Here is an 18,777-nt window from a genome sequence, read left to right on the forward strand (position 1 = left end):
ATGAAAGTCCTGTTCATGTGCACCGCCAACAGCTGCCGAAGCATTCTCTCGGAAGCCTTGTTCAACCATATGGCGCCGGACGGTTTCCAGGCCATCAGCTCCGGGAGTTTCCCCAAGGGCCAGGTGCTGCCCCGCAGCCTGACCACGCTGAAGGCCGCCGGCATCAGCACCGAAGGTTTGTACAGCAAGGGCAACGACGCCTTTGAAGGCAGCCCGCCGGACTTCGTCATCACCGTGTGCGACAAGGCCGCCGGGGAAGCCTGCCCGGTGTATTTCGGCCCGGCCATCAAGGCACATTGGGGATTGGAGGACCCGTCTGATGTTCAAGGCGATGAGGCCCAGGTCGACGCCGCATTCCGCGCCACCCTGGAAATCATTGAACGGCGCTGCCGGGCTTTTTTCGCGATCCCGTTCGCCAGCCTGAACCCCGTCGAACTCAAGGCTGAGCTTAATCGCATCGCCGCGCTGTAACCGGAGAGCCTGATGAGCACCCTGCCCAACCTGCACCAAAACCTGTCCACGCCTCAACATTTTGAACGACCGCCACGCATCCTGCTGCTCTATGGCTCCACTCGGCCGCGCTCGTTCAGCCGCCTGCTGGTGGAAGAAGCGGCGCGACTGTTGCAGCACTTTGGCGCCGAGACGCGCATCTTCAATCCATCGGGTTTGCCGCTGCCGGACGATGCTCCCAACGACCACCCCAAGGTCCAGGAACTGCTGGAACTGATGCAGTGGTCCGAAGGCCAGGTCTGGTGTTCGCCGGAGCGTCATGGCTCGATGTCGGCGGTGTTCAAGTCGCAACTCGACTGGGTGCCACTGGCACTCGGCGCGGTGCGCCCGACCCAGGGCAAAACCCTGGCAGTGATGCAGGTCTCGGGCGGCTCGCAGTCCTTCAACACCGTGAACCAAATGCGGGTGCTGGGGCGCTGGATGCGCATGTTCACCATCCCCAATCAATCGTCGGTGCCCAAGGCCTTTTCGGAGTTCGACGATCAGGACCGCATGAAGCCGTCGGCACTCTACGACCGGGTGGTGGATGTGATGGAAGAGCTGGTGAAGTTCACCCTGCTGCTGCGTGATCGCCCGGACCTGGTGGACCGTTATTCGGAGCGCAAGGAGAGTAGCGAGGCGCTGTCGAAACGGGTCAATCAGCGGTCGATCTGAAGGCCTTTTCCGGCGTATGCTCGCGGGCAACCGTCCCTGCGAGCCACCTCAATGAGTTCCATGCAGCACGCCTGGCTGGGCAACTACGAAGTCAGCAGCACCTCGTGCACCGGCCTGACGTTTGCCCGCCACAGCCATGATGAATGCGTGATCGGCGTCAACCTGCTCGGCGAGGAACAAGTGTGGCTGGACCGTCGCACCTTCGACGCCGGCCCAGGCAGCATCACCTTGTACAACCCAGGGCAGATTCAGGGCGGCGGCGCGGCCGAGGGGCAGCCGTGGCGGTTTGTCAGCCTGTATGCGACTGCTGACCAATTGGCGGCTGACCTGGGCCTGGCGCATCTGGAGTTTGACCGTTCGCTGTGCTTCCAGCCGGAACTGGCGATGAAACTCGCCGGTGCGATTGAGGGTTCGTTGAGTGCCGATCCGCTGACCAGAGCGCTAAGTGAGGACGCCCTGGTGGTGCTGCTTGGCGAGGTGGTCAGTTGCAGCGGCGTGCGTTTGCCTGGCAGCACGTCAGTGGGTCGCGGGGTGGTGATCAAGGCCCAGGAATTGCTGGCTGAACACCTGCATCAGGCCGTGGCACTCGATACCCTTGGTGACGAGTTGGGCCTGTCGAAATTCCATCTGCTGCGGGCCTTTCAGAAAGAAACCGGATTGAGTCCGCGCCAGTGGGCGATGCAACTGCGCACCCGGCGCGCCAAGGGGCTGTTGCGCTCAGGCATTGCTGCATCGCAGGTGGCTCACGCCCTGGGATTTGCTGACCAGAGCCATCTGAACCGGCATTTTCGTGCGGCCTACGGCATTACGCCGGGGCGCTATCAACGCGTGCTCAAGGGCTGAAAAGCGCAATCTGGTTCAAGACGACTTACGCACCCTTCTCTAAAATGCCGGCATTCACTGTAGGAGCTGGCTTGCTTGCGAAAGTCGTTAACGATGACGTGGGAAGCCTGGTGCTCTGCGGTGTCTGTGATTTCTTCGCGAGCAAGCTCGCTCCTACATGGGTATTGCGCATGTTGACGATCTTTTTTTCGGCGCTGGTGTTTGGGTTTGTGTTTTGCCTGTCTCCGGGGGCGGTGCTGGCGGAGACCCTGCGCCGTGGGTTGTTGCACGGGTTTACGCCTGCATTGTTGGTGCAGATTGGCTCGCTGGTGGGTGATGCCGTGTGGGCGGTGATTGGGCTGACGGGCATGGCGTTGTTGATCCAGCATGAGTCGGTGCGGGTGCCGCTGACGGCGGTGTGCGGGTTGTATCTGGCGTGGCTCGGGGTGCGCAGCCTGATGGATGCCTGGCGCCTGCCGGCAGCCGAAAGTGCGCCGGCCGGGTCCGGGCAGAATGCGCTGATGGTGGGTGCGGCGATTTCTCTGGCCAACCCGAAGAACATTGTCTATTGGGGGGCCTTGGGCAGCGCGCTGTCGGGGATAGTTGGGGCGGCGCCGAGCCATGGGCAGACGTTGATGTTTTTTGCGGGGTTTATGTTGGCTTCGGTGCTTTCGTGCTTTTTGATTGCGGCGTTGGTCAACCTGCTGCGACGGAATGCTTCGCCTACGTGGCAAAGGGTTAGCTATGGTGCTTGCGGTGTGGTGCTGCTGTATCTGGCGATTTTGGCGTTGCGGGCGGTTTGAGGGGTGATTGGGTACATATCCGTTATTTAGGTAACGGCCGCCTATGGTTCCGCTCTTACAGCGGGTCACTTTTGGCAAACGCCCGGAATGCCGGCCTAGCCAAAAGTAACCAAAAGGTCTTTGCCCCACCACTCGGTGCCTCGCCTGGGCTCGGCATGCCCGCACTCCGGCCATCGTGGTTGACGGGGCCCGCAGATCAAAATCAAAAGCGAGAGCACAGCGGCCTACAGGCCGGCTTGAGTGGTAAAAGCGAAAGCAAAGCTGCTTTTCTGTAGGAGCGAGCTTGCTCGCGAAAAACCTGAGACCGCCGCGTTCATCCAGAATGCCAGCGTCATCGTTAACGACCTTCGCGAGCAAGCCCGCTCCCACATTTGGACCGTGCCCGCTTTAGCTTCTGATTTTGCTGTTGCTTCACCACACTCAAGCCGGCCTGTAGGCCGCTGTGCTCTTGATCTGCTTTTGATCTTGATCTTAGGCGCCCCGTTAAACCACGCTGGCCGAACGTAGGCAGTACGGAGCGGGTAAACCGGCAGGACGCCGGTTTAGCCGCGACGGGGCAGGGACGCCCCGTCGCGGCGGCCCGCTTCGTGCTGCCGGAGCTGAGGGCACACCGAGCCCAAGCGAGGTGCCGAGTGGTGGGGCAAGAGCCTTTTGGTTACTTTTGGCTGGGCCGGCATTCCGGCTCCTTTCAAAAGTGACCCGCTGTAAGAGCGGAATCAATATCAAAAATCACCTAAATAACGGATATGCCCCCCACCTATCCATCACACACAGATCATTTATCAATAACCACACTTAGCACTGCAACTTCCCCACAATCTATCTGAACAAACTCTGAACCAGTAACAAATTAAGTCATTAACCGTTGACATCCGGCAACTGCCTGAGTAAATTCCCCGTGCCTGCAACTCAGGGCCATTTTTCAACCTCACAAAAGAAGCCAATGGACACAGTATCTAGTCGCTGTCCGATCACCGTGAATGCGGCAAATCGGGCGCCAAACCCAGAAAAAATGACGGGACTCGCCTTTCCGGCCGAGTAAGCTGCGCTAGAGCCTGACGCTCCAACGTAACTGCCTCACCGGATGCCAGTCCGGTCCCGAGGTGTGTTATGACCTTTCAACTGATTGTTTTGCCTGATCTGCGCACGCTGGCCGCGGCCCTGCGTGCCAAATTGTGCCGCGAGCCCGTAGGCTTTTCCCCTACCCGCAGCGCCCTTGCTACCTCCTCCCCCCGCGCGTGCCCCGCTCCCCGGGCGCACTGGCATATCTGCCCTACCACCGGCCACCTGGTCCAGCAATGGGACCACGCCGACCCTCAAGACCCACAGAGACGGGACGTTTCCAGCCTGGTCGCGCAAGCGAGCCTGATGCTGAGCCTCTACGTGGACGCTCGCGCGGCGTAAGCCGGCTGGAAACAGCAACTTCCTGATTATCCGTTAATTGTTTAGCTGGAGTTCTCTATGGACGAAGCCAGTAGTAGCCCGCTGCGCGCTAGTTAAATAACGCGCTGTTAGCGGGCCTGTAGAAAGTTACCCAACACTTTATTTAAACCGATCGCGCAGTCAGCGACTCGGCATGCTTTCGCTCGCCTGTCATCAGGTAAGTACCGGGTATGTTTTGTCGAAAAATTGGCGACAGGAGTACACACAATGAGCGCAGTAAAAAACCCGAAACTGCACAAGAAAAACGGCACGGACACCGACACCAAACTGTCGATGCGTGCTGCCCGCGAAGCCCAGAACGGCCTCTCGGCAACCCTCGCCAATGTCCGGGCAACCAAGGATGGCCTCACCGAACTGGACGCCTCTGCCCGCCTGCAACGTGAAGGCTACAACGAGGTGGCCCACGACAAGCCGCCTCACGCCATCGTGCAATTCCTCCAGGCACTGAACAACCCGTTCATCTATGTGCTGCTGACCCTGGGTGCCATCAGCTTCGTCACTGACTATTGGCTGCCGCTGCAGGACGGTGAAGAAGCCGACCTGACCAAAGTCATCATTATCATGACCATGGTCATGCTCAGCAGCCTGCTGCGGTTTTGGCAGGAACACCGCTCGGCCAAGTCCGCCGAGGCCTTGAAGGCCATGGTGCGCACCACCGCCACCGTGTTGCGCCGAGAGCAAGTAGGCTCCAAGCCGACCCTGCGGGAAGTGCCGATGCGCGACCTCGTGGCTGGCGATATCGTGCAGCTGTCTGCCGGCGACATGATCCCGGCCGACATCCGCCTGATCGAGTCCCGCGACCTGTTCATCAGCCAGGCCGTGCTGACCGGCGAAGCTTTGCCGGTGGAGAAGTACGACACTCTCGGGGACGTCACGCAAAAATCCGCCACTTCCACGGCAGCCGACCAAGGCAACTTGCTGGACTTGCCGAACATCTGCTTCATGGGCACCAACGTGGTCAGTGGCCGGGCGCAAGCCGTGGTGGTTGCCACCGGCCCGCGCACCTACTTTGGCTCCCTGGCCAAGGCGATTGTCGGTTCCCGGGTGCAAACCGCGTTTGACCGTGGGGTGAACAGCGTCAGCTGGCTGTTGATCCGCTTCATGCTGGTGATGACGCCGATCGTGTTCTTCCTCAACGGTTTCTCCAAGGGCGACTGGAGCGATGCCTTGCTGTTCGCCCTGGCGGTCGCAGTAGGCCTGACCCCAGAAATGCTGCCGATGATCGTCAGCGCCAACCTGGCCAAGGGCGCTACCGCCATGGCCAAGCGCAAGGTGGTGGTCAAGCGCCTCAACGCGATCCAGAACTTCGGTTCGATGGACGTGCTGTGCACCGACAAGACCGGCACCCTGACCCAGGACAAGATCATCCTCGAGCACCACGTCAACGCCTTCGGCACACGTGATGACTCGGTGCTGACCCTGGCCTGGCTCAACAGCCATCACCAGAGCGGCATGAAGAACCTGATGGATCAGGCGGTCGTCCAGTTCTCGGAGCAGAATCCGAAGTTCCAGATACCGTTCGCCTACAGCAAGGTGGATGAATTGCCATTCGACTTTATCCGCCGTCGCCTGTCGATTGTGGTCAAGGATGCGCAAAACGATCACCTGTTGGTGTGCAAGGGCGCAGTCGAGGAGATGCTGAGCATTTCCACGCACGTGATGGAAGGCGACGTTGCCGTCGAGCTGGATGATCGTCGTCGCAACGAGTTGCTGGCGATTGCCCAGGACTACAACGAAGACGGCTTCCGGGTGCTGGTGCTGGCCACCCGCAACATTCCCAAGGCCGTCGCACGCAAGCAGTACACCACAACCGATGAACGCAACCTGGTGATCCGTGGCTTCCTGACCTTCCTCGATCCGCCAAAGGAAACCGCAGGTCCGGCGATTGCTGCCCTGCGCGAAATTGGCGTGGCGGTCAAAGTGCTCACCGGCGACAACGCCATCGTCACCAGCAAGATCTGCCGTCAGGTCGGCCTGGAGCCTGGCGTACCGTTGCTCGGGACGGAAATCGAAGCGATGGACGACGCCACCCTCAAGCTGCGCGTTGAGGAACGCACAGTCTTCGCCAAGCTGACGCCGCTGCAGAAATCGCGAGTACTGAAGACCTTGCAGTCCAACGGCCACACCGTGGGTTTCCTCGGCGATGGCATCAACGATGCACCGGCCCTGCGGGATGCCGACGTGGGTATCTCGGTGGACAGCGCGACGGACATTGCCAAGGAGTCCGCCGACATCATCCTCCTGGAAAAGAGCCTGATGGTGCTGGAAGAAGGCGTGCTGAAAGGCCGCGAGACCTTCGGCAATATCATGAAGTACCTGAACATGACCGCCAGCTCCAACTTCGGCAACGTGTTCTCGGTGCTGGTGGCCAGTGCGTTCATTCCGTTCCTGCCGATGCTGTCGATCCACCTGCTGCTGCAAAACCTGATGTACGACATCTCCCAGCTGGCCTTGCCGTGGGACAAGATGGACAAGGAATACCTGGCCAAGCCACGCAAGTGGGATGCGAAAAACATTGGCCGCTTCATGCTCTGGATCGGGCCTACCTCGTCGATCTTCGACATGACCACCTTTGCCCTGATGTGGTACGTGTTCTCGGCCAACAGCGTGGAAATGCAGACCCTGTTCCAGTCCGGCTGGTTCATCGAGGGGCTGCTTTCGCAAACCTTGGTGGTGCATATGCTGCGCACCCGCAAGATCCCGTTCTTCCAGAGCAACGCCGCATGGCCGGTGATGATGATGACCTGCATCGTGATCGCGCTGGGCATCTACGTACCGTTCTCGCCGCTGGGTGCGATGGTCGGCCTGGAGCCGCTGCCACTGGCGTATTTCCCATGGCTGGTGGGCACCCTGGTCGCCTACTGCTGCGTGGCACAACTGATGAAAACCATCTATATCCGCCGCTTCAAGCAGTGGTACTGATCAACCGCCCCTGAAAACGCTGGCTATCGATGGATAGCCAGCGTCCGCGGAGACAGACAATGACCCGACTCATCAGCTACCTCGACAACGCCGCACGCGCCGTATTGGTGTTCGCCCTCGCCCAGGCCGCCAAGGCGGTGATGGTGCTGGGCGTGCGGCTCTACGCGCGCAACGTGCTCAGCGCCGTGGAAATGCGCTTCATGCTGGGTTTCTCCAGCAGCTTGAACAGCACGTGCATCCGCTTGCTGCGCCCGCGTCGATAAATGGCAATACGCAATACAAGGAAACATCACCATGCGCGTCTTGATCTGTGCAGGTCGTCATTACGCCGATACAAAAATGTCCCGCCAGGTGCTGGACGCCTATCACCGCCTGCGCCCGGTGCAGGTGTTGATCCACGGCGGCAGTCAGTTCCTGGGCAGCGACGTGGAGGACTGGGCACGGGAAACGGGAGTGGATGTGGTGCGTTACCCACCCAACTGGCAACGCCATGGCAAGCAAGCCGAGCGTCACCGTAACCAGTTCATGCTCATCGACAGCCGCCCCGACGTGATCATCGCGCTGCCCGGCGGCGATGACACCTCGGAACTGGTGAGCCAGGCCAAGGCCTGTGGCATCCATGTGCTGACTGTAGACAGCTGAATCAACCCTTATTGGAGCATCCAGGCATGAAAGAAGAACCCAGTTGTAGCCGCACCCCGTTGCACACCTTTTTCTATTTGAATCACGGCGCGTCCCTGCCAAGTCCGGTCGGGACGCGCCTCCGGCTGTTGATCGAGGTTCACCATGTACAAGAAACACACCCCAGACGGTTTCGCTAAATACCGCAACCGCACCACCCACCTTACCTTCCACCCCTTGCCCGCCTCCAAGCGACGCGCGGTGCGGCGCAACCTGATCTTCGTCGGCGTGACGGCGAGCATCGTGCTGGTGCTCAGCCTGATGTCGAATGCCAACGCGGCCGGCGGCTCCTACGTGGTCGACGATGGCGCGATCAATGCCCCGGGCGAATGCAATGTCGACGCCTGGTTCACCGCCAATCGGCACGACGGCTCCACCCACAACGAAACCCTGGCGCCGGCTTGCACCTCTAGCGCCATTCCCTGGTTGCAGTGGACCGCCGCCGTGTCGCGCGCCAACCATGATGGCGACGGGGAAACCCAGGTCAATCCGCAGCTCAAGGCGCAGTTGTGGGCCCGGGAAGACCTGGGCCTGGAACTGGCCGCGTCTGCCGGTGTGCATTACGCGCTGAACCGTCAGCATTCGTTTGATGGCGCGGACTTGAATGTACCGTTTACCTGGCAACCGCTGGAGGCCCTGCGGCTGAACTTCAACGCGGGTTGGAGCCACGCCTATAACGACGGCGACCAGACTCATCGGCCGACCTGGGGCACCGGGTTTGAATACAGCGTGATGGACTCGCTGACGCTGATCGCCGAACGTTACGGCCAGCAAGGTGGCGACCAGGCGTGGCAGGCGGGGCCGAGGGTACACATCGGCAAGAATGTGGATGTGGACGTGGTGGTGGGGCGCAGTTTGATCGGGGATCAACATCAGTGGCTCACGACGGGGGCCACGCTGCGGTTCTAACCCAGACGATGATCAACCTGTGGCGAGGGAGCTTGCTCCCGCTGGGGCGCGAAGCGGCCCTAAAACCTACGACCGATTTCTATCTGAAAGCACACGGTCGATTGTTTTGGGGCTGCTGCGCAGCCCAACGGGAGCAAGCTCCCTCGCCACATATTTGGTATGACAGTAAATAGCGATTTAAACCTGTCCCTTGGCCTGCTGCTCCAGATGCACCTGCAACGCAGGATCAATCTTCAACTGCCCCGCCAGTTCATCCAGGTAACTGCGCTCCGCATCCTGCTGGTCATCCACCAGCAGCACACTGACCAGGTACACCTCGGCCGCCACCGCCGGGTCCCCGGCAAACTCGGCAAAATCCGCCGCATTCAGCGGCTTGGCCACCTCGGCATCCAGCCACGCCTGCAATTGTGGATCATCGGTGTGCTTGCCGATTTCGGCCGAGATCATCTGCTGCTCGCGCTCATCAATCTCGCCATCCGCCTTGGCCGCCGCGATCAATGCGCGCAGCACGGCGTGGCTGTGTTCTTCGACCTGCGCGCCAGACAGCTGGTCAACCGTCTGCAACGCCTCCTGCGGTGCCGACGCCTGTTGCCGCTGCCAGGCCTGATACGCCTGGAACGCCATCATGCCCAAGGACGCCAGCGCGGCGTAGTTGGTGCCGCCCGTGCGCCCTTGCGGCGCGGTGCGGGTGCCGCCGAGCATGCCGCCCAGTCCACCGAGCAAACCACCGAGGCCGCCACCGCCTGAAGCCGAAGCACCGCCGCCGCCCAGCAAACCGCCAAGCAGCCCGCCCAAGCCACCCAGCCCGCCCTGAGACGCGGGTGCAGAGCCGCCCTGTTGGCTCGTCGAGCCTTGGCCCGCGCGCAGCAATTGTTCCAGTAGATCGCCGGTATTCATGGTGTCACCCTCCCAGGGCGCAGAGTTCCAGATCAACAACAATAGACCGGCTGTGCCAGAACACCATGACCGCCCGACAGGCGCGCTTTATGATGGTGCCACCCGCCTATCGAGGAAGCCCAACGTGACCCGTACCGAGCAGATTGCCTTGATGGCGACCTACAACCAGTGGATGAACCGCAAGGTGTACGAGGCGGCCGGTGGCCTGAGCGACGCGGAGCTGATTGCCGACCGTGGTGCGTTCTTCGGCTCGATCCTTGGCACGCTGAACCACCTCGCCCTGGGTGACCGCGTCTGGCTCAAGCGTTTCGCCGAGCATCCGGCAGGCTTTGCCGCGCTGGCACCGCTAAGCGCTTTGGAGTTGCCGCCACGCCTGGATCAACTGGCCTTCGCCAATGTCCGTGAACTGTCGGCCCATCGCGCCTGGCTCGACCAGATCATCATCGACTGGACGCAATCCATCAGCGAGCCGGAGCTGGATCAGCCACTGGCCTACCGCAACATGGCAGGCACGGCCATGCGCAAGAATTTTCATGCGTTGCTCGTGCACTTCTTCAATCACCAGACCCACCACCGGGGCCAGGTGACCACGTTGCTGACCCAGGCCGGGCGCGACGTGGGCGACACCGACCTGCTGGCGCTGATGGACTAGTTCAACCGGCGCTGTACTCGGCGTACGCCTGAATCAGCGCGGGAAAATCTTCCCGCTCCGGGAGCTGCGCAAAGCTGTGCTGCGCCGGCGTGGACGCCCACGGCAGCTTTTCGCTGGTCCAGGTTTCAATGAACGGCACATAACCGCTGACATCATCAAACATGGTGGGCCGCAGGTTGATCAGGTCCTCGACGCCATTCGGGCGGGAGAACATCCAACTCATGCAGTGCGGGCAGCAATAATGGCGGTCTACGCCATGCAACCCGCCGATCACCGGGTTGCCCTGGGTGATGGTAAATCCGCTGGCGGGGATCAGCGCGCTCAGGGAGAACGCACTGGACGACATCTTCTGGCAACCGGTGCAATGACACGCCATGGTGATCAGCGGTTTTTCGGTCACGATAAACCGCACCCGATCACAACGGCAGCAGCCTTCCTGGGACTCTTGATGACTCATCTTCCACTCCATTCACATTGTGTGTGTGCCTGGAGAGTAAACGAGCGGGTGCCTTACGAATAGCAGCAGGCGCTATGGGTGTGGACGGTCGCGAAATACCCACAAACGAACGCATGGGGCAGCGAACTGTCATAAAAGACAGAGCGGTGAAATCAGCCAACGGCTGGCCGCCCTGCCCGCGCGCATCAACAGCTTGCCGATGCGACGCATCCCCCCAGAAGGAGACGCTTACATGGTCATTCACTTCAAAGTCGCCGGCCACCTCGCCTGCGGTCATCACGGCAATAACCTCCCTTCCAGCACCGAGCTGAAGCGGGTCAAATGCCGTACCTGCCGTAACACCGAAGCCTTCAAGGAAGCCCGCCGCACCCAACGCAACGCCGCCCGACGTGCTGCACGCAGATCAAAAGCGGAACATGTCGCCGGTGACTGGCGCAGCGCCTGGACACAGCGCCTGACTGACCTGCCAGGCCGTCAGCGCCTGCCACGCGGTTTCAGCGGCCAGCCATTCGTCTAGCTCAAGCAGCCGGGGCCCGACGATAGGCGGCCAACAGCACGCCCATTGTCACCAACAAACCACCCGCCCCACGGTTGAAGTGCTGCAAGTGTGCGGGCCGCAGGCGACTGAGCAGGCGTGCCCCACACACCGCATAGAACATCATGATGCTGACGTTCAGCACACACAGCGCCAGCAACAGGCACGCGTACTGCGGCAGTTGCGCCTGGGTGCTGTCGACGAATTGCGGCAGGAACGCCGACATGAATAACAACGCCTTGGGATTGGAAATCGCCACGAGGAAACTGCGGGTGAAAATACTCGCAGTGCGAGTGCCAGTGTCCTCACCTTCGCCCACGGTCGGCAGCGCGGCCTGTGGTGCGCGCAGCATCTGCCAACCGATCCAGATGAGATACGCCGAGCCCATCCATTTCAGCGCCTGAAACAACCCTTCACTGGCCGCCAGCAACAGCCCCAGGCCGCAAGCCACCGCCGTTACCAGCAACGCGTCCGCCAACACGGCTCCGGCCATGCCCCAGAACGCCGCCTGCAAACCGTGGCGCGAACCGTTTTGCAGGGCCAGCAGAACCGTCGGACCGGGAATCGCGATAATCGCGGCGCTCATCATGACGAACAGAAATAAAGTTGCCAGGGACATGACCGGTTCCTAGGGGCGGTTGGGAGGCGAATGATCCGCCAAATGCCAGGCCAAAAAAAGCCCCGGACTGACCGAGGCTGTTGAGGGTTCAAGCATCATTGGCTACCGGTCTCGACCGCGCCTTGTATCCCGGCAGTGCAGCGGCATAGGCCAGTGCCTGCTCCCGGGAGCCGAAGGATGCCAAGCGGTCAGCCTTGGTACAGACCCGCCACGGGCCACTGTTGACCTGCACGATGTCATAGCCGTTGAGATGCAGTTTGTTCAGCATGGGCGTGCTCATAGTCACCTCTCTCTCCAGAGATAATCCAGGTGTTTGCCCGGTCTACCATACACCCGGGTAAAGCGGTGTAACCTACCGGGCGTCGCACAGGCGTGCACTCATGGAGCAGGGAAGATGATCAGCATCAAACAGGCGACGGTCAGCGATTGTGCAGTGCTGCGTGACATTGGCATCGAGACCTACACAGAGCATTTCTCGGCCATCTGGAGCCCGGCGGGGATGCAGGATTTCCTGGATAAGGACTTCTCTCCCGAAGCGCTGCAAGACACCCTTGAGCGTCCTGCAGCGCATTGCTGGTTACTCGCTCGGGATGAGCAGGCACGCGCCGTCGGGTTCGCCAAAGTCAACTGGAACCGGGCGATTCCAAGCAGCGATGAAACCGGCGCAGAGCTGCAAAAAATCTACTTCCTGAAGTCCGAGGCCGGCAAAGGCCACGGGCAGCAGTTGTTGGACCATGTGCTTCAGGTTGCACACACCCACCAACAACCGCTGCTGTGGCTAGAAGTACTCAAAACCAATGAAAGCGCCCAACGGTTTTATCAGCGCTGCGGGTTTGAACGCCTGGCAGAAATCCCTTTCAGCACCGACATCACAGCGATCCCGATGGTGGTCATGTCCCACCGTTTGGCCCGGTAAAAGGCGCAGTAACGGTAGACCTCTTGGCCAGGCTTTCAATGGCAACACGGCTGATGCCCTTTTACTTCACCTTGCTGCTGAGGTTGTCGACACTGCGCTTGAGGTCTTCAAGGCTGCGCTTCTGATCACTGACGGTGCTTTTGAGGCTGGACAGTTCGCTGGAGCTGGAGTTTGAGCTGGAACTTGAATTGCGCTTCAGGTCTTCAATCTCGCTCTTGAGTTTGTCGATGGTGTTTTTCTGATCGGATACGGTGCGCTTGAGCTCGGACAGCTGGCCGTCACTGGAGCTGGAACTTGAGCCAGTGTTTTTCTTCAGGTCTTCAAGGGCGCGAGCCTGGCCGTCCAGCTTGCTTTCCAGGCTTTGAATTTCGCTGTCATTGCGCTTGAGCAAGTCGCGCATGTCCTGAATGTCACCTACCGAAATGTCCGACGGGTGCAGGAAATATTCACCACCTGCGCCCGAACTGCTCGCGGTGAGTTTGTTACCGACCGACGCACCGAATTCCCCCCATCGCGCCGGACTCGCCGCCTGAACTGACGGGGCCATTGCACCGATCAACAACGACGCGACAACAGCGAACGAAGCTTTACCCATGATAGACATCAATTGATTCCTTTCTGGCCTGCCGGGATGGCACATCGCTATGACTGCATTTTTGAACACTTGTTCCCGTGAGAAGTTGCGACGCCGTATACGAAAAAGCCCCGGCAAACGCCGGGGCTCGAAATATCCAACAGGCCGACCTATCGGCGGTGGGTAGAAGCTTCCTGGGAACTCATGCCGGCGCAACTGGGCTGGTCGGGGTTATCCCGGCAACTGTCCTGGTAGCTGAAATACTGGCAGCCGGTACACAGCACGGCTACTGCGATCACGATGATTAATTTCATGGTTGCTACCCCCTTTCAAATAAGCCGCCGACCTTGGCCCGCGTATAGGCAGCGTAGTTCATTTTCACTTAGGCTTACGGCTTTACATCAGCTTGCTTACGCTGTGCTACGCCGGCCAAAAAGACAAAGCAGAATCGTCGTCCAAAGGATCTTGCCCAAGAAGGGATCACTCTTATGAACAAATTTCCGCTTATTTTGCTTGAGTCTCCCAACCAGCCGGAGGTCCTTTCACTCATTCAAGCGCTGGATGCGTACCAGATGCCGCTTTATCCGCAAGGAACCCACCATGGCATCAATCTGGATGCCCTTTGCGCGCCAAACGTCCTGTTTGCCGTTGGCCGAACTGAAGGCGCAGAAGCCATCGTGTGTGGGGCGCTGGCGCTGTATTCGGGTTATGGAGAGTTGAAACGGATGTTTACCAAGCCGGCCTTTCGGGGCCGGGGATTGGCACGGGTGCTGCTGACTTTTTTGGAAGCAGAAGCACAGAAGCGGGGATGCTCTCACTTCATGCTCGAAACCGGATACCGCCAACTTGAAGCCATTGCGCTTTACGAGCGCTGCGGGTACTCGCGCCGTGGACCATTTGGCGGGTACGAGGCTGATCCCAATAGTGTATTTCTGGAAAAGCTTCTCGACTGAAAGGGTTTGCCCGTCTGTGTGAAGCCCTTTCACACACCTTTCACAGTCAGGCGCCTATGGTCATCTCAGCTCCTGGTGAAAACCTTTAAGCCCGCGCTCCCCATCGCGGGCTTTTCTTTGCCTGTCATTTGCCCACCGGTTTTCGCTAAATTCGCTGCGGCGGTGAGCCGGTGCAAGCGCCCTGCTCGATGCAGAATACAAAGGGCGCCACCACTTCAATTTCGCCTTTACGCAGCATGGAGGGCGGGGGTGCAGGCACTGGCGATGCCGCCGGAATCAATGCCTCCACAGCCTCGACAAACAGATCCGAGCCCGTGTGGCTGACAATTTTGTGGCGTATCAGGTTGCCTTTGGCGTCGACGACAAAGGCCACCCTGACCATGCCGGTCAGCCTTTGCAGGCGAGCTTCTTCGGGATAGGACTTGAAGTGGTTGAGGTGAGTGAGCAACTGATATTCCCATAAGCGCTTCTCTACCATTTGCTCCTGGTGGTTGGGGCTGCTCGTGCAGGCGCAAAGCAGTAAGACAAGTGCGATCCAGCTGTATTTCATAAACGCAGTTCCGTTGACGTTTTGGTGTGCGAAGTGAGGCTAATCATCCGACGCTGTTTAGCTGATTAGTTTAACGCGTTAACCAAGGTAGCGTCCCGGGTTGCGCCATTCGAAGTCGAGCTTTGTACTGCGCCAATTCAAGGCTGCCCGTGTGCCGCTGTGAGCCTGAGCACGCTCACAGCAACGACTTTGCCAGGCAGTCTTTCCAGACATCGCGCATCAGTTCCTTGAGCATCAATGCTTCAGCCCAGCGATCAGTGATATCGCGCCCGTCCGCGCCGGTAATGGCATACGGTGGCGGGCCGAGCTCGCAGGTGAACGATAGGCTGGCAGGCGTATGCGCACGGGCCAGCCAATCTTCGATCCCGTAACGCCACCAGCCCAGGAATCGCTCTAGCCAAGGGCGGTGTTGATCGAAGCTCAAGGGCACCTGAACCTGCTCGCCGTTGGCCACCCGGCCGTGAAACCCCCAACTGTGGCGCAAGATGGTGTGAATGTGCTCATCGTCTTCCTCCATGGCCGGCGCCGGCAGTTCGCGCCCTACGACATAGTGAGACAGGTCGGCCAGTAGTTTGAGGTCGGGCATTGCAGCCAGCAGGTCGAGGGTGAACAGCAGGTCACTGGTGAGGCGATAACGATGGGTTTCCAACAGGATTGGAAAGTCCACCTGTTCGGCCAGACGCTGCCAGCCTTCGATCAGTGTCATCGCTTGGGACAGCGTACGCGGCCGCACGTCTGCCTGAAGCGTAAGGTGATGACAGCCATAGCGGGCGACAGCGTCGAGCGCCTCTGCCAGATCGTCCACAGTTTGCGGAAACACCTGCCCCTCGATATGTAAGCCCTGGGCGTTGGCGGCGGCATGCAACCGCTTGGCCTGTGGGGCAAGCCAGAAATGGTCGGTGACCCCGTCGAAGCCTGCGCCGGCAATTTTCTCAAGCTGCGCTTCAATTGGGAGATCGCACTGGCCGCGGTGATCTTGCATCGACCACAGCGACTGAAATACCAGGAAGTCACGCATGTCAGCTCCTCAACAGGTGTTTGAGCGGCACCCCGGCATCTCCCAAGTCGCGCACCGACAGCGGGCTGCGGTTGGCGATCAGGCGTTCGCACAGCTTGATGTCCTTGGCGATGCTATTGCCCTGCCCCCAACCAAAAGCCCCTTGCAGATGTTGATCGGTATTGAGGTAGAACAGCAGGAACCCGCCCCCCGGCATTGCCCGGCTCGCCGAGGGTTCTGTGTGGCTGATCACTCCCACGGTTTGCAGCCCCCAGTCGTACTGATCGGACCAGAACCCCGAAATCCCCTCGAAGGGTAATTCACCACCCAGCAGGTTCAAGGCGGCGTGACGGCCCTGGGTTTCCGCGTTGCGCCAGGTTTCCTGCCGCTGGAAAGCGCCTTGAGGGTGCAGCCGGAACTCACAGACATCGCCTGCGGCAAAGATGTCCGGCTCACTGGTGCGCAACTGCGCATCGACACGAATGCCATGCCCTACATCAAGCCCGGCAGCCGTTGCCAGCTCGATATTGGGTTGCATGCCGATACCGACGACGAGCAGGTCGCACGCCAACACCTCACCGCCGACCAACCGCACCGACGCCGCACACAGGTCGCCCTGCACCGCTTCGATGGCTACGTTCAAGCGAACGTCCACGCCCTGCTTGCGATGCAGCTCCAACAGGGCACCGGACGCGCGTTCCGGCAGGACTCGACCCGCCAGCCGTGACCCGGCTTCCAGCACCGTCACCGCACAACCCAAGGCATGGGCGGAGGCGGCGACTTCAAGCCCGATAAAGCCACCGCCGATGATCACCAGACGCGTACCCGGCTGCAGCGACGCACGCAATGCCAACGCCTCATCATGGGTTCGCAGATAAAACACATTGGCCAGATGCGCCGGCACATCGGGTAAGCGTCGTGCCCTGCCCCCGGTCGCCAGCAACAGGCGGGCGTACTGCAACCCGCTGCCATCGGCAAATCGCAGGCGGTGCTGCTGTGGGTCGAGGCCTGTCACTGGCTTGCCGGTCAGGTGTTCGATGCCCAACTCGGCGAGCTGCGCATGGTCGCACACGTTGCAATTCGCCAGTTCAACAGTGCCCTGCAGCAAGCCCTTGGACAGGGGCGGACGTTCGTAGGGCGCATGGGGCTCGTCACCGATCAGGACCAGGCGACCGCGATAGCCTTCGGCGCGCAAGGTCAGCGCCGCGCGGCCGCCGGCGTGTCCGGCCCCCACGATAACCAGTGGAGCATCAGCAAGGTTCATGGCACAGCCTCCAGGCAGTTAAACGGCAATCGCGAGCAGGACCCGCCCCGCCTCGACACGGACCGGATAGGTCTTGAGGTTGACGCATACCGGCGCCCCTAATGCTTTACCTGAGCGGTAGTCGAACCGCCCATTATGCTTGGGGCACTCGATCACATGGTCCATCACCAGGCCATCGGCAAGGTGGATGGATTCGTGGGTGCACAGGCCCGCCGTCGCGAAAAACTGGTCCTCGGCAGAACGATAGACAGCGTAAGTGTGCTGGCCATGGTCAAAACGAATGACGTCTTCTTCGTCTATATCGCCCACGGCACAGACATCGATCCATTGATCGGTCATGGCGGTTTCTCTCTTGTCAGGGGTAAAACACAAAGCAGTCAGGCCAGCTCTGCCTGAGTGGTGGCGGCCGGCTCTGCGCGCTGGGGCAGAGGGCGGCGGATGAAATACGTCGGGTCCTTACGCTGCTTCCAGATGACCGGAAAGATTTCCTTCAGGGCCTCGAACAAGCCGTTGTAGGGCGGCGGGCAGTCATCACGAATTTCTTCATGCAACTGCGCCAGGGCGTGGAACGGCACCATCGGGTACATGTGGTGCTCGAGGTGATAGTTCATGTTGAGGTAAAGAAAACGCAGCAGCGGATTCATGTAGAGGGTGCGGCAGTTGCTGCGGTGATCCAGTACGTCCTCGGCCAGGCCGACGTGCTGCGTCAGGCCGAACAGGTACGACAGCCAGCCGCCATAAAGGGTTGGCAGGCCGATGAACATCAGCGGCAACCAGCTCTGCCAGTAGAGTGCGGCAGCCACCGTCAGCCCGTAGATCACCAGCCAGATACGCGCCGCCGTGAAAATTTTCGGCCACTCTGATTCCGGGATAAACGTACTCTCCTCTTCAGCAATCCGCCCTGTTGCGTGCCGGCAGACCGACCACATCGTCGTGAACACATAGGGCATCCTGAACAGGCTCAGCACCATGTTCACCAGGCTCGGCGGACGCGGCTCGACGATCTCCGGATCACGCCCGACGATGATGGTGTCGGTGTGGTGCCGGGCGTGACTCCAGCGCCATACATGGGGTTCGAACATGAACATGAAGCTCGACACCTGGTAGATCGCATCATTCAGCCAACGGGTCTTGAACGCTGTGCCATGACCCGTCTCATGCCACCGGGCATTGGAGGCGGTGCCATACAGCAAACCGTAGGCGAAGAAGAACGGTACACAGGCCCAGGAGCCCCAGAACCAATAGCCACCGAACCCGGTGACCACCAATGCCAGCAACCAGAGAGCGGTATCCACCAACGCAGGGCCATCACGGCGTTGCATCAGTTCTTTCAGGCGCTTACGCGGGATAGGCGATTGATACCAGTTGGCCGAGGCCAGGCCTTTTTGCAGCGCGCGGGCGGCTTCAGGGCCGGTCAGACGATAATCCCGAGGCGCGGCATTACCGGTTTTTTCATAGGCTGCGTGGTGTTCAGACATTTTATTGTTCTCCGCAAGCTGGGTGGTTTCAGGCACTTGCTTCGATGCGAGGTCACATCGTTGAGAGAAAAGATAGAGAGCCCATTGATTGGCCTCAACCCCTTGAATACATTCCCTATCAAGCTATCATCCAGCCCCATT

The 18,777-nt window shown here is 60.1% G+C and carries 24 protein-coding genes; 13 read left to right on the forward strand and 11 right to left on the reverse strand.

All coding sequences use genetic code 11. From position 1 onward, the window contains the following. The 9 genes from ACA046_RS17435 (at nucleotide 1) to ACA046_RS17475 (ending at nucleotide 8,744) form a co-directional block, all read left to right on the forward strand. Entirely contained in the window at nucleotides 1–471 is a 471-nt protein-coding gene (locus ACA046_RS17435) for an arsenate reductase ArsC (protein WP_497674493.1), read from the forward strand. A gap of 12 nt (nucleotides 472–483) precedes the next feature. Then, nucleotides 484–1,164 carry an arsenical resistance protein ArsH gene (gene arsH, locus ACA046_RS17440; RefSeq protein WP_497674494.1) on the forward strand — a complete coding sequence of 227 codons (681 nt, stop codon included), beginning with the start codon at nucleotides 484–486 and terminating at the stop codon, nucleotides 1,162–1,164. 51 nt (nucleotides 1,165–1,215) lie between these two features. After that, entirely contained in the window at nucleotides 1,216–2,007 is a 792-nt protein-coding gene (locus ACA046_RS17445) for an AraC family ligand binding domain-containing protein (RefSeq protein WP_497674495.1), read from the forward strand. Between the two features lie 170 nt (nucleotides 2,008–2,177). Further along, nucleotides 2,178–2,789 carry a LysE family transporter gene (locus ACA046_RS17450; protein WP_459028711.1) on the forward strand — a complete coding sequence of 204 codons (612 nt, stop codon included), beginning with the start codon at nucleotides 2,178–2,180 and terminating at the stop codon, nucleotides 2,787–2,789. Between the two features lie 1,110 nt (nucleotides 2,790–3,899). After that, complete coding sequence (locus ACA046_RS17455; RefSeq protein ID WP_459028709.1) at nucleotides 3,900–4,193, forward strand: hypothetical protein; 294 nt, start codon at nucleotides 3,900–3,902, stop codon at nucleotides 4,191–4,193. A gap of 246 nt (nucleotides 4,194–4,439) precedes the next feature. Then, on the forward strand, nucleotides 4,440–7,154 hold the full coding sequence (mgtA, locus tag ACA046_RS17460; RefSeq protein ID WP_497674496.1) for a magnesium-translocating P-type ATPase: 2,715 nt from the start codon (nucleotides 4,440–4,442) through the stop codon (nucleotides 7,152–7,154). A 59-nt stretch (nucleotides 7,155–7,213) separates the two neighbouring features. Continuing rightward, nucleotides 7,214–7,417: a hypothetical protein gene (locus ACA046_RS17465; RefSeq protein ID WP_497674497.1), complete on the forward strand. Its 204-nt coding sequence runs from the start codon at nucleotides 7,214–7,216 to the stop codon at nucleotides 7,415–7,417. Nucleotides 7,418–7,448: 31 nt separating this feature from the next. After that, nucleotides 7,449–7,796, forward strand: a complete 348-nt coding sequence (locus tag ACA046_RS17470) for a DUF2493 domain-containing protein (protein WP_459028703.1) — start codon at nucleotides 7,449–7,451, stop codon at nucleotides 7,794–7,796. 144 nt (nucleotides 7,797–7,940) lie between these two features. Beyond that, nucleotides 7,941–8,744, forward strand: coding sequence for a PA4824 family protein (locus ACA046_RS17475; protein WP_459028701.1), 804 nt, complete (start codon nucleotides 7,941–7,943; stop codon nucleotides 8,742–8,744). A gap of 177 nt (nucleotides 8,745–8,921) precedes the next feature. Here the strand turns inward: ACA046_RS17475 and ACA046_RS17480 are convergent, their stop codons facing one another. Then, a complete protein-coding gene (locus tag ACA046_RS17480; protein ID WP_497674498.1) occupies nucleotides 8,922–9,641 on the reverse strand; it encodes a tellurite resistance TerB family protein in 720 nt (239 codons plus the stop codon). 124 nt (nucleotides 9,642–9,765) lie between these two features. Here ACA046_RS17480 and ACA046_RS17485 point away from each other — a divergent pair, with 124 nt between their 5' ends. Then, on the forward strand, nucleotides 9,766–10,293 hold the full coding sequence (locus tag ACA046_RS17485; protein WP_497674499.1) for a DinB family protein: 528 nt from the start codon (nucleotides 9,766–9,768) through the stop codon (nucleotides 10,291–10,293). A gap of 1 nt (nucleotide 10,294) precedes the next feature. Here the strand turns inward: ACA046_RS17485 and ACA046_RS17490 are convergent, their stop codons facing one another. Continuing rightward, a complete protein-coding gene (locus tag ACA046_RS17490; RefSeq protein ID WP_497674500.1) occupies nucleotides 10,295–10,750 on the reverse strand; it encodes a GFA family protein in 456 nt (151 codons plus the stop codon). A gap of 232 nt (nucleotides 10,751–10,982) precedes the next feature. On the opposite strand from ACA046_RS17490, the gene ACA046_RS17495 reads away from it, so the two are divergent. After that, nucleotides 10,983–11,267: a hypothetical protein gene (locus ACA046_RS17495; protein WP_167664945.1), complete on the forward strand. Its 285-nt coding sequence runs from the start codon at nucleotides 10,983–10,985 to the stop codon at nucleotides 11,265–11,267. Between the two features lies 1 nt (nucleotide 11,268). Here ACA046_RS17495 and ACA046_RS17500 read toward each other — a convergent pair whose 3' ends face one another. Continuing rightward, on the reverse strand, nucleotides 11,269–11,904 hold the full coding sequence (locus ACA046_RS17500) for a LysE family translocator (RefSeq protein ID WP_497674501.1): 636 nt from the start codon (nucleotides 11,902–11,904) through the stop codon (nucleotides 11,269–11,271). An 88-nt stretch (nucleotides 11,905–11,992) separates the two neighbouring features. Then, the gene (locus ACA046_RS17505; RefSeq protein WP_023658809.1) at nucleotides 11,993–12,184 is read right to left on the reverse strand and encodes a hypothetical protein; all 192 of its coding nucleotides are present in this window, start codon (nucleotides 12,182–12,184) and stop codon (nucleotides 11,993–11,995) included. A gap of 114 nt (nucleotides 12,185–12,298) precedes the next feature. On the opposite strand from ACA046_RS17505, the gene ACA046_RS17510 reads away from it, so the two are divergent. Continuing rightward, complete coding sequence (locus ACA046_RS17510) at nucleotides 12,299–12,820, forward strand: GNAT family N-acetyltransferase (protein WP_497674502.1); 522 nt, start codon at nucleotides 12,299–12,301, stop codon at nucleotides 12,818–12,820. Nucleotides 12,821–12,881: 61 nt separating this feature from the next. Here the strand turns inward: ACA046_RS17510 and ACA046_RS17515 are convergent, their stop codons facing one another. Together ACA046_RS17515 and ACA046_RS17520 are read right to left on the reverse strand one after the other, a co-directional pair. After that, the gene (locus tag ACA046_RS17515; protein ID WP_318304652.1) at nucleotides 12,882–13,424 is read right to left on the reverse strand and encodes a hypothetical protein; all 543 of its coding nucleotides are present in this window, start codon (nucleotides 13,422–13,424) and stop codon (nucleotides 12,882–12,884) included. A gap of 140 nt (nucleotides 13,425–13,564) precedes the next feature. Next, the gene (locus tag ACA046_RS17520; protein ID WP_177071663.1) at nucleotides 13,565–13,708 is read right to left on the reverse strand and encodes a hypothetical protein; all 144 of its coding nucleotides are present in this window, start codon (nucleotides 13,706–13,708) and stop codon (nucleotides 13,565–13,567) included. Nucleotides 13,709–13,882: 174 nt separating this feature from the next. Here ACA046_RS17520 and ACA046_RS17525 point away from each other — a divergent pair, with 174 nt between their 5' ends. Continuing rightward, nucleotides 13,883–14,347, forward strand: coding sequence for a GNAT family N-acetyltransferase (locus ACA046_RS17525; RefSeq protein WP_459028689.1), 465 nt, complete (start codon nucleotides 13,883–13,885; stop codon nucleotides 14,345–14,347). A 145-nt stretch (nucleotides 14,348–14,492) separates the two neighbouring features. On the opposite strand, the gene ACA046_RS17530 is transcribed toward ACA046_RS17525, so the two are convergent. The 5 genes from ACA046_RS17530 to ACA046_RS17550 form a co-directional block, all read right to left on the reverse strand. Next, entirely contained in the window at nucleotides 14,493–14,897 is a 405-nt protein-coding gene (locus tag ACA046_RS17530; RefSeq protein WP_497674503.1) for a TonB family protein, read from the reverse strand. A 175-nt stretch (nucleotides 14,898–15,072) separates the two neighbouring features. After that, nucleotides 15,073–15,915: a sugar phosphate isomerase/epimerase family protein gene (locus ACA046_RS17535; RefSeq protein WP_076013978.1), complete on the reverse strand. Its 843-nt coding sequence runs from the start codon at nucleotides 15,913–15,915 to the stop codon at nucleotides 15,073–15,075. A gap of 1 nt (nucleotide 15,916) precedes the next feature. After that, the gene (locus ACA046_RS17540; protein WP_497674504.1) at nucleotides 15,917–17,158 is read right to left on the reverse strand and encodes an NAD(P)/FAD-dependent oxidoreductase; all 1,242 of its coding nucleotides are present in this window, start codon (nucleotides 17,156–17,158) and stop codon (nucleotides 15,917–15,919) included. Nucleotides 17,159–17,176: 18 nt separating this feature from the next. After that, nucleotides 17,177–17,497 (reverse strand): MocE family 2Fe-2S type ferredoxin, encoded by a 321-nt coding sequence (locus tag ACA046_RS17545; RefSeq protein WP_076013976.1) that lies wholly within the window; start codon nucleotides 17,495–17,497, stop codon nucleotides 17,177–17,179. Nucleotides 17,498–17,535: 38 nt separating this feature from the next. Then, on the reverse strand, nucleotides 17,536–18,636 hold the full coding sequence (locus tag ACA046_RS17550) for a fatty acid desaturase family protein (RefSeq protein ID WP_459028681.1): 1,101 nt from the start codon (nucleotides 18,634–18,636) through the stop codon (nucleotides 17,536–17,538). Nucleotides 18,637–18,777: the final 141 nt, after the last annotated feature.

Source organism: Pseudomonas sp. LBUM1641 (assembly GCF_059716235.1).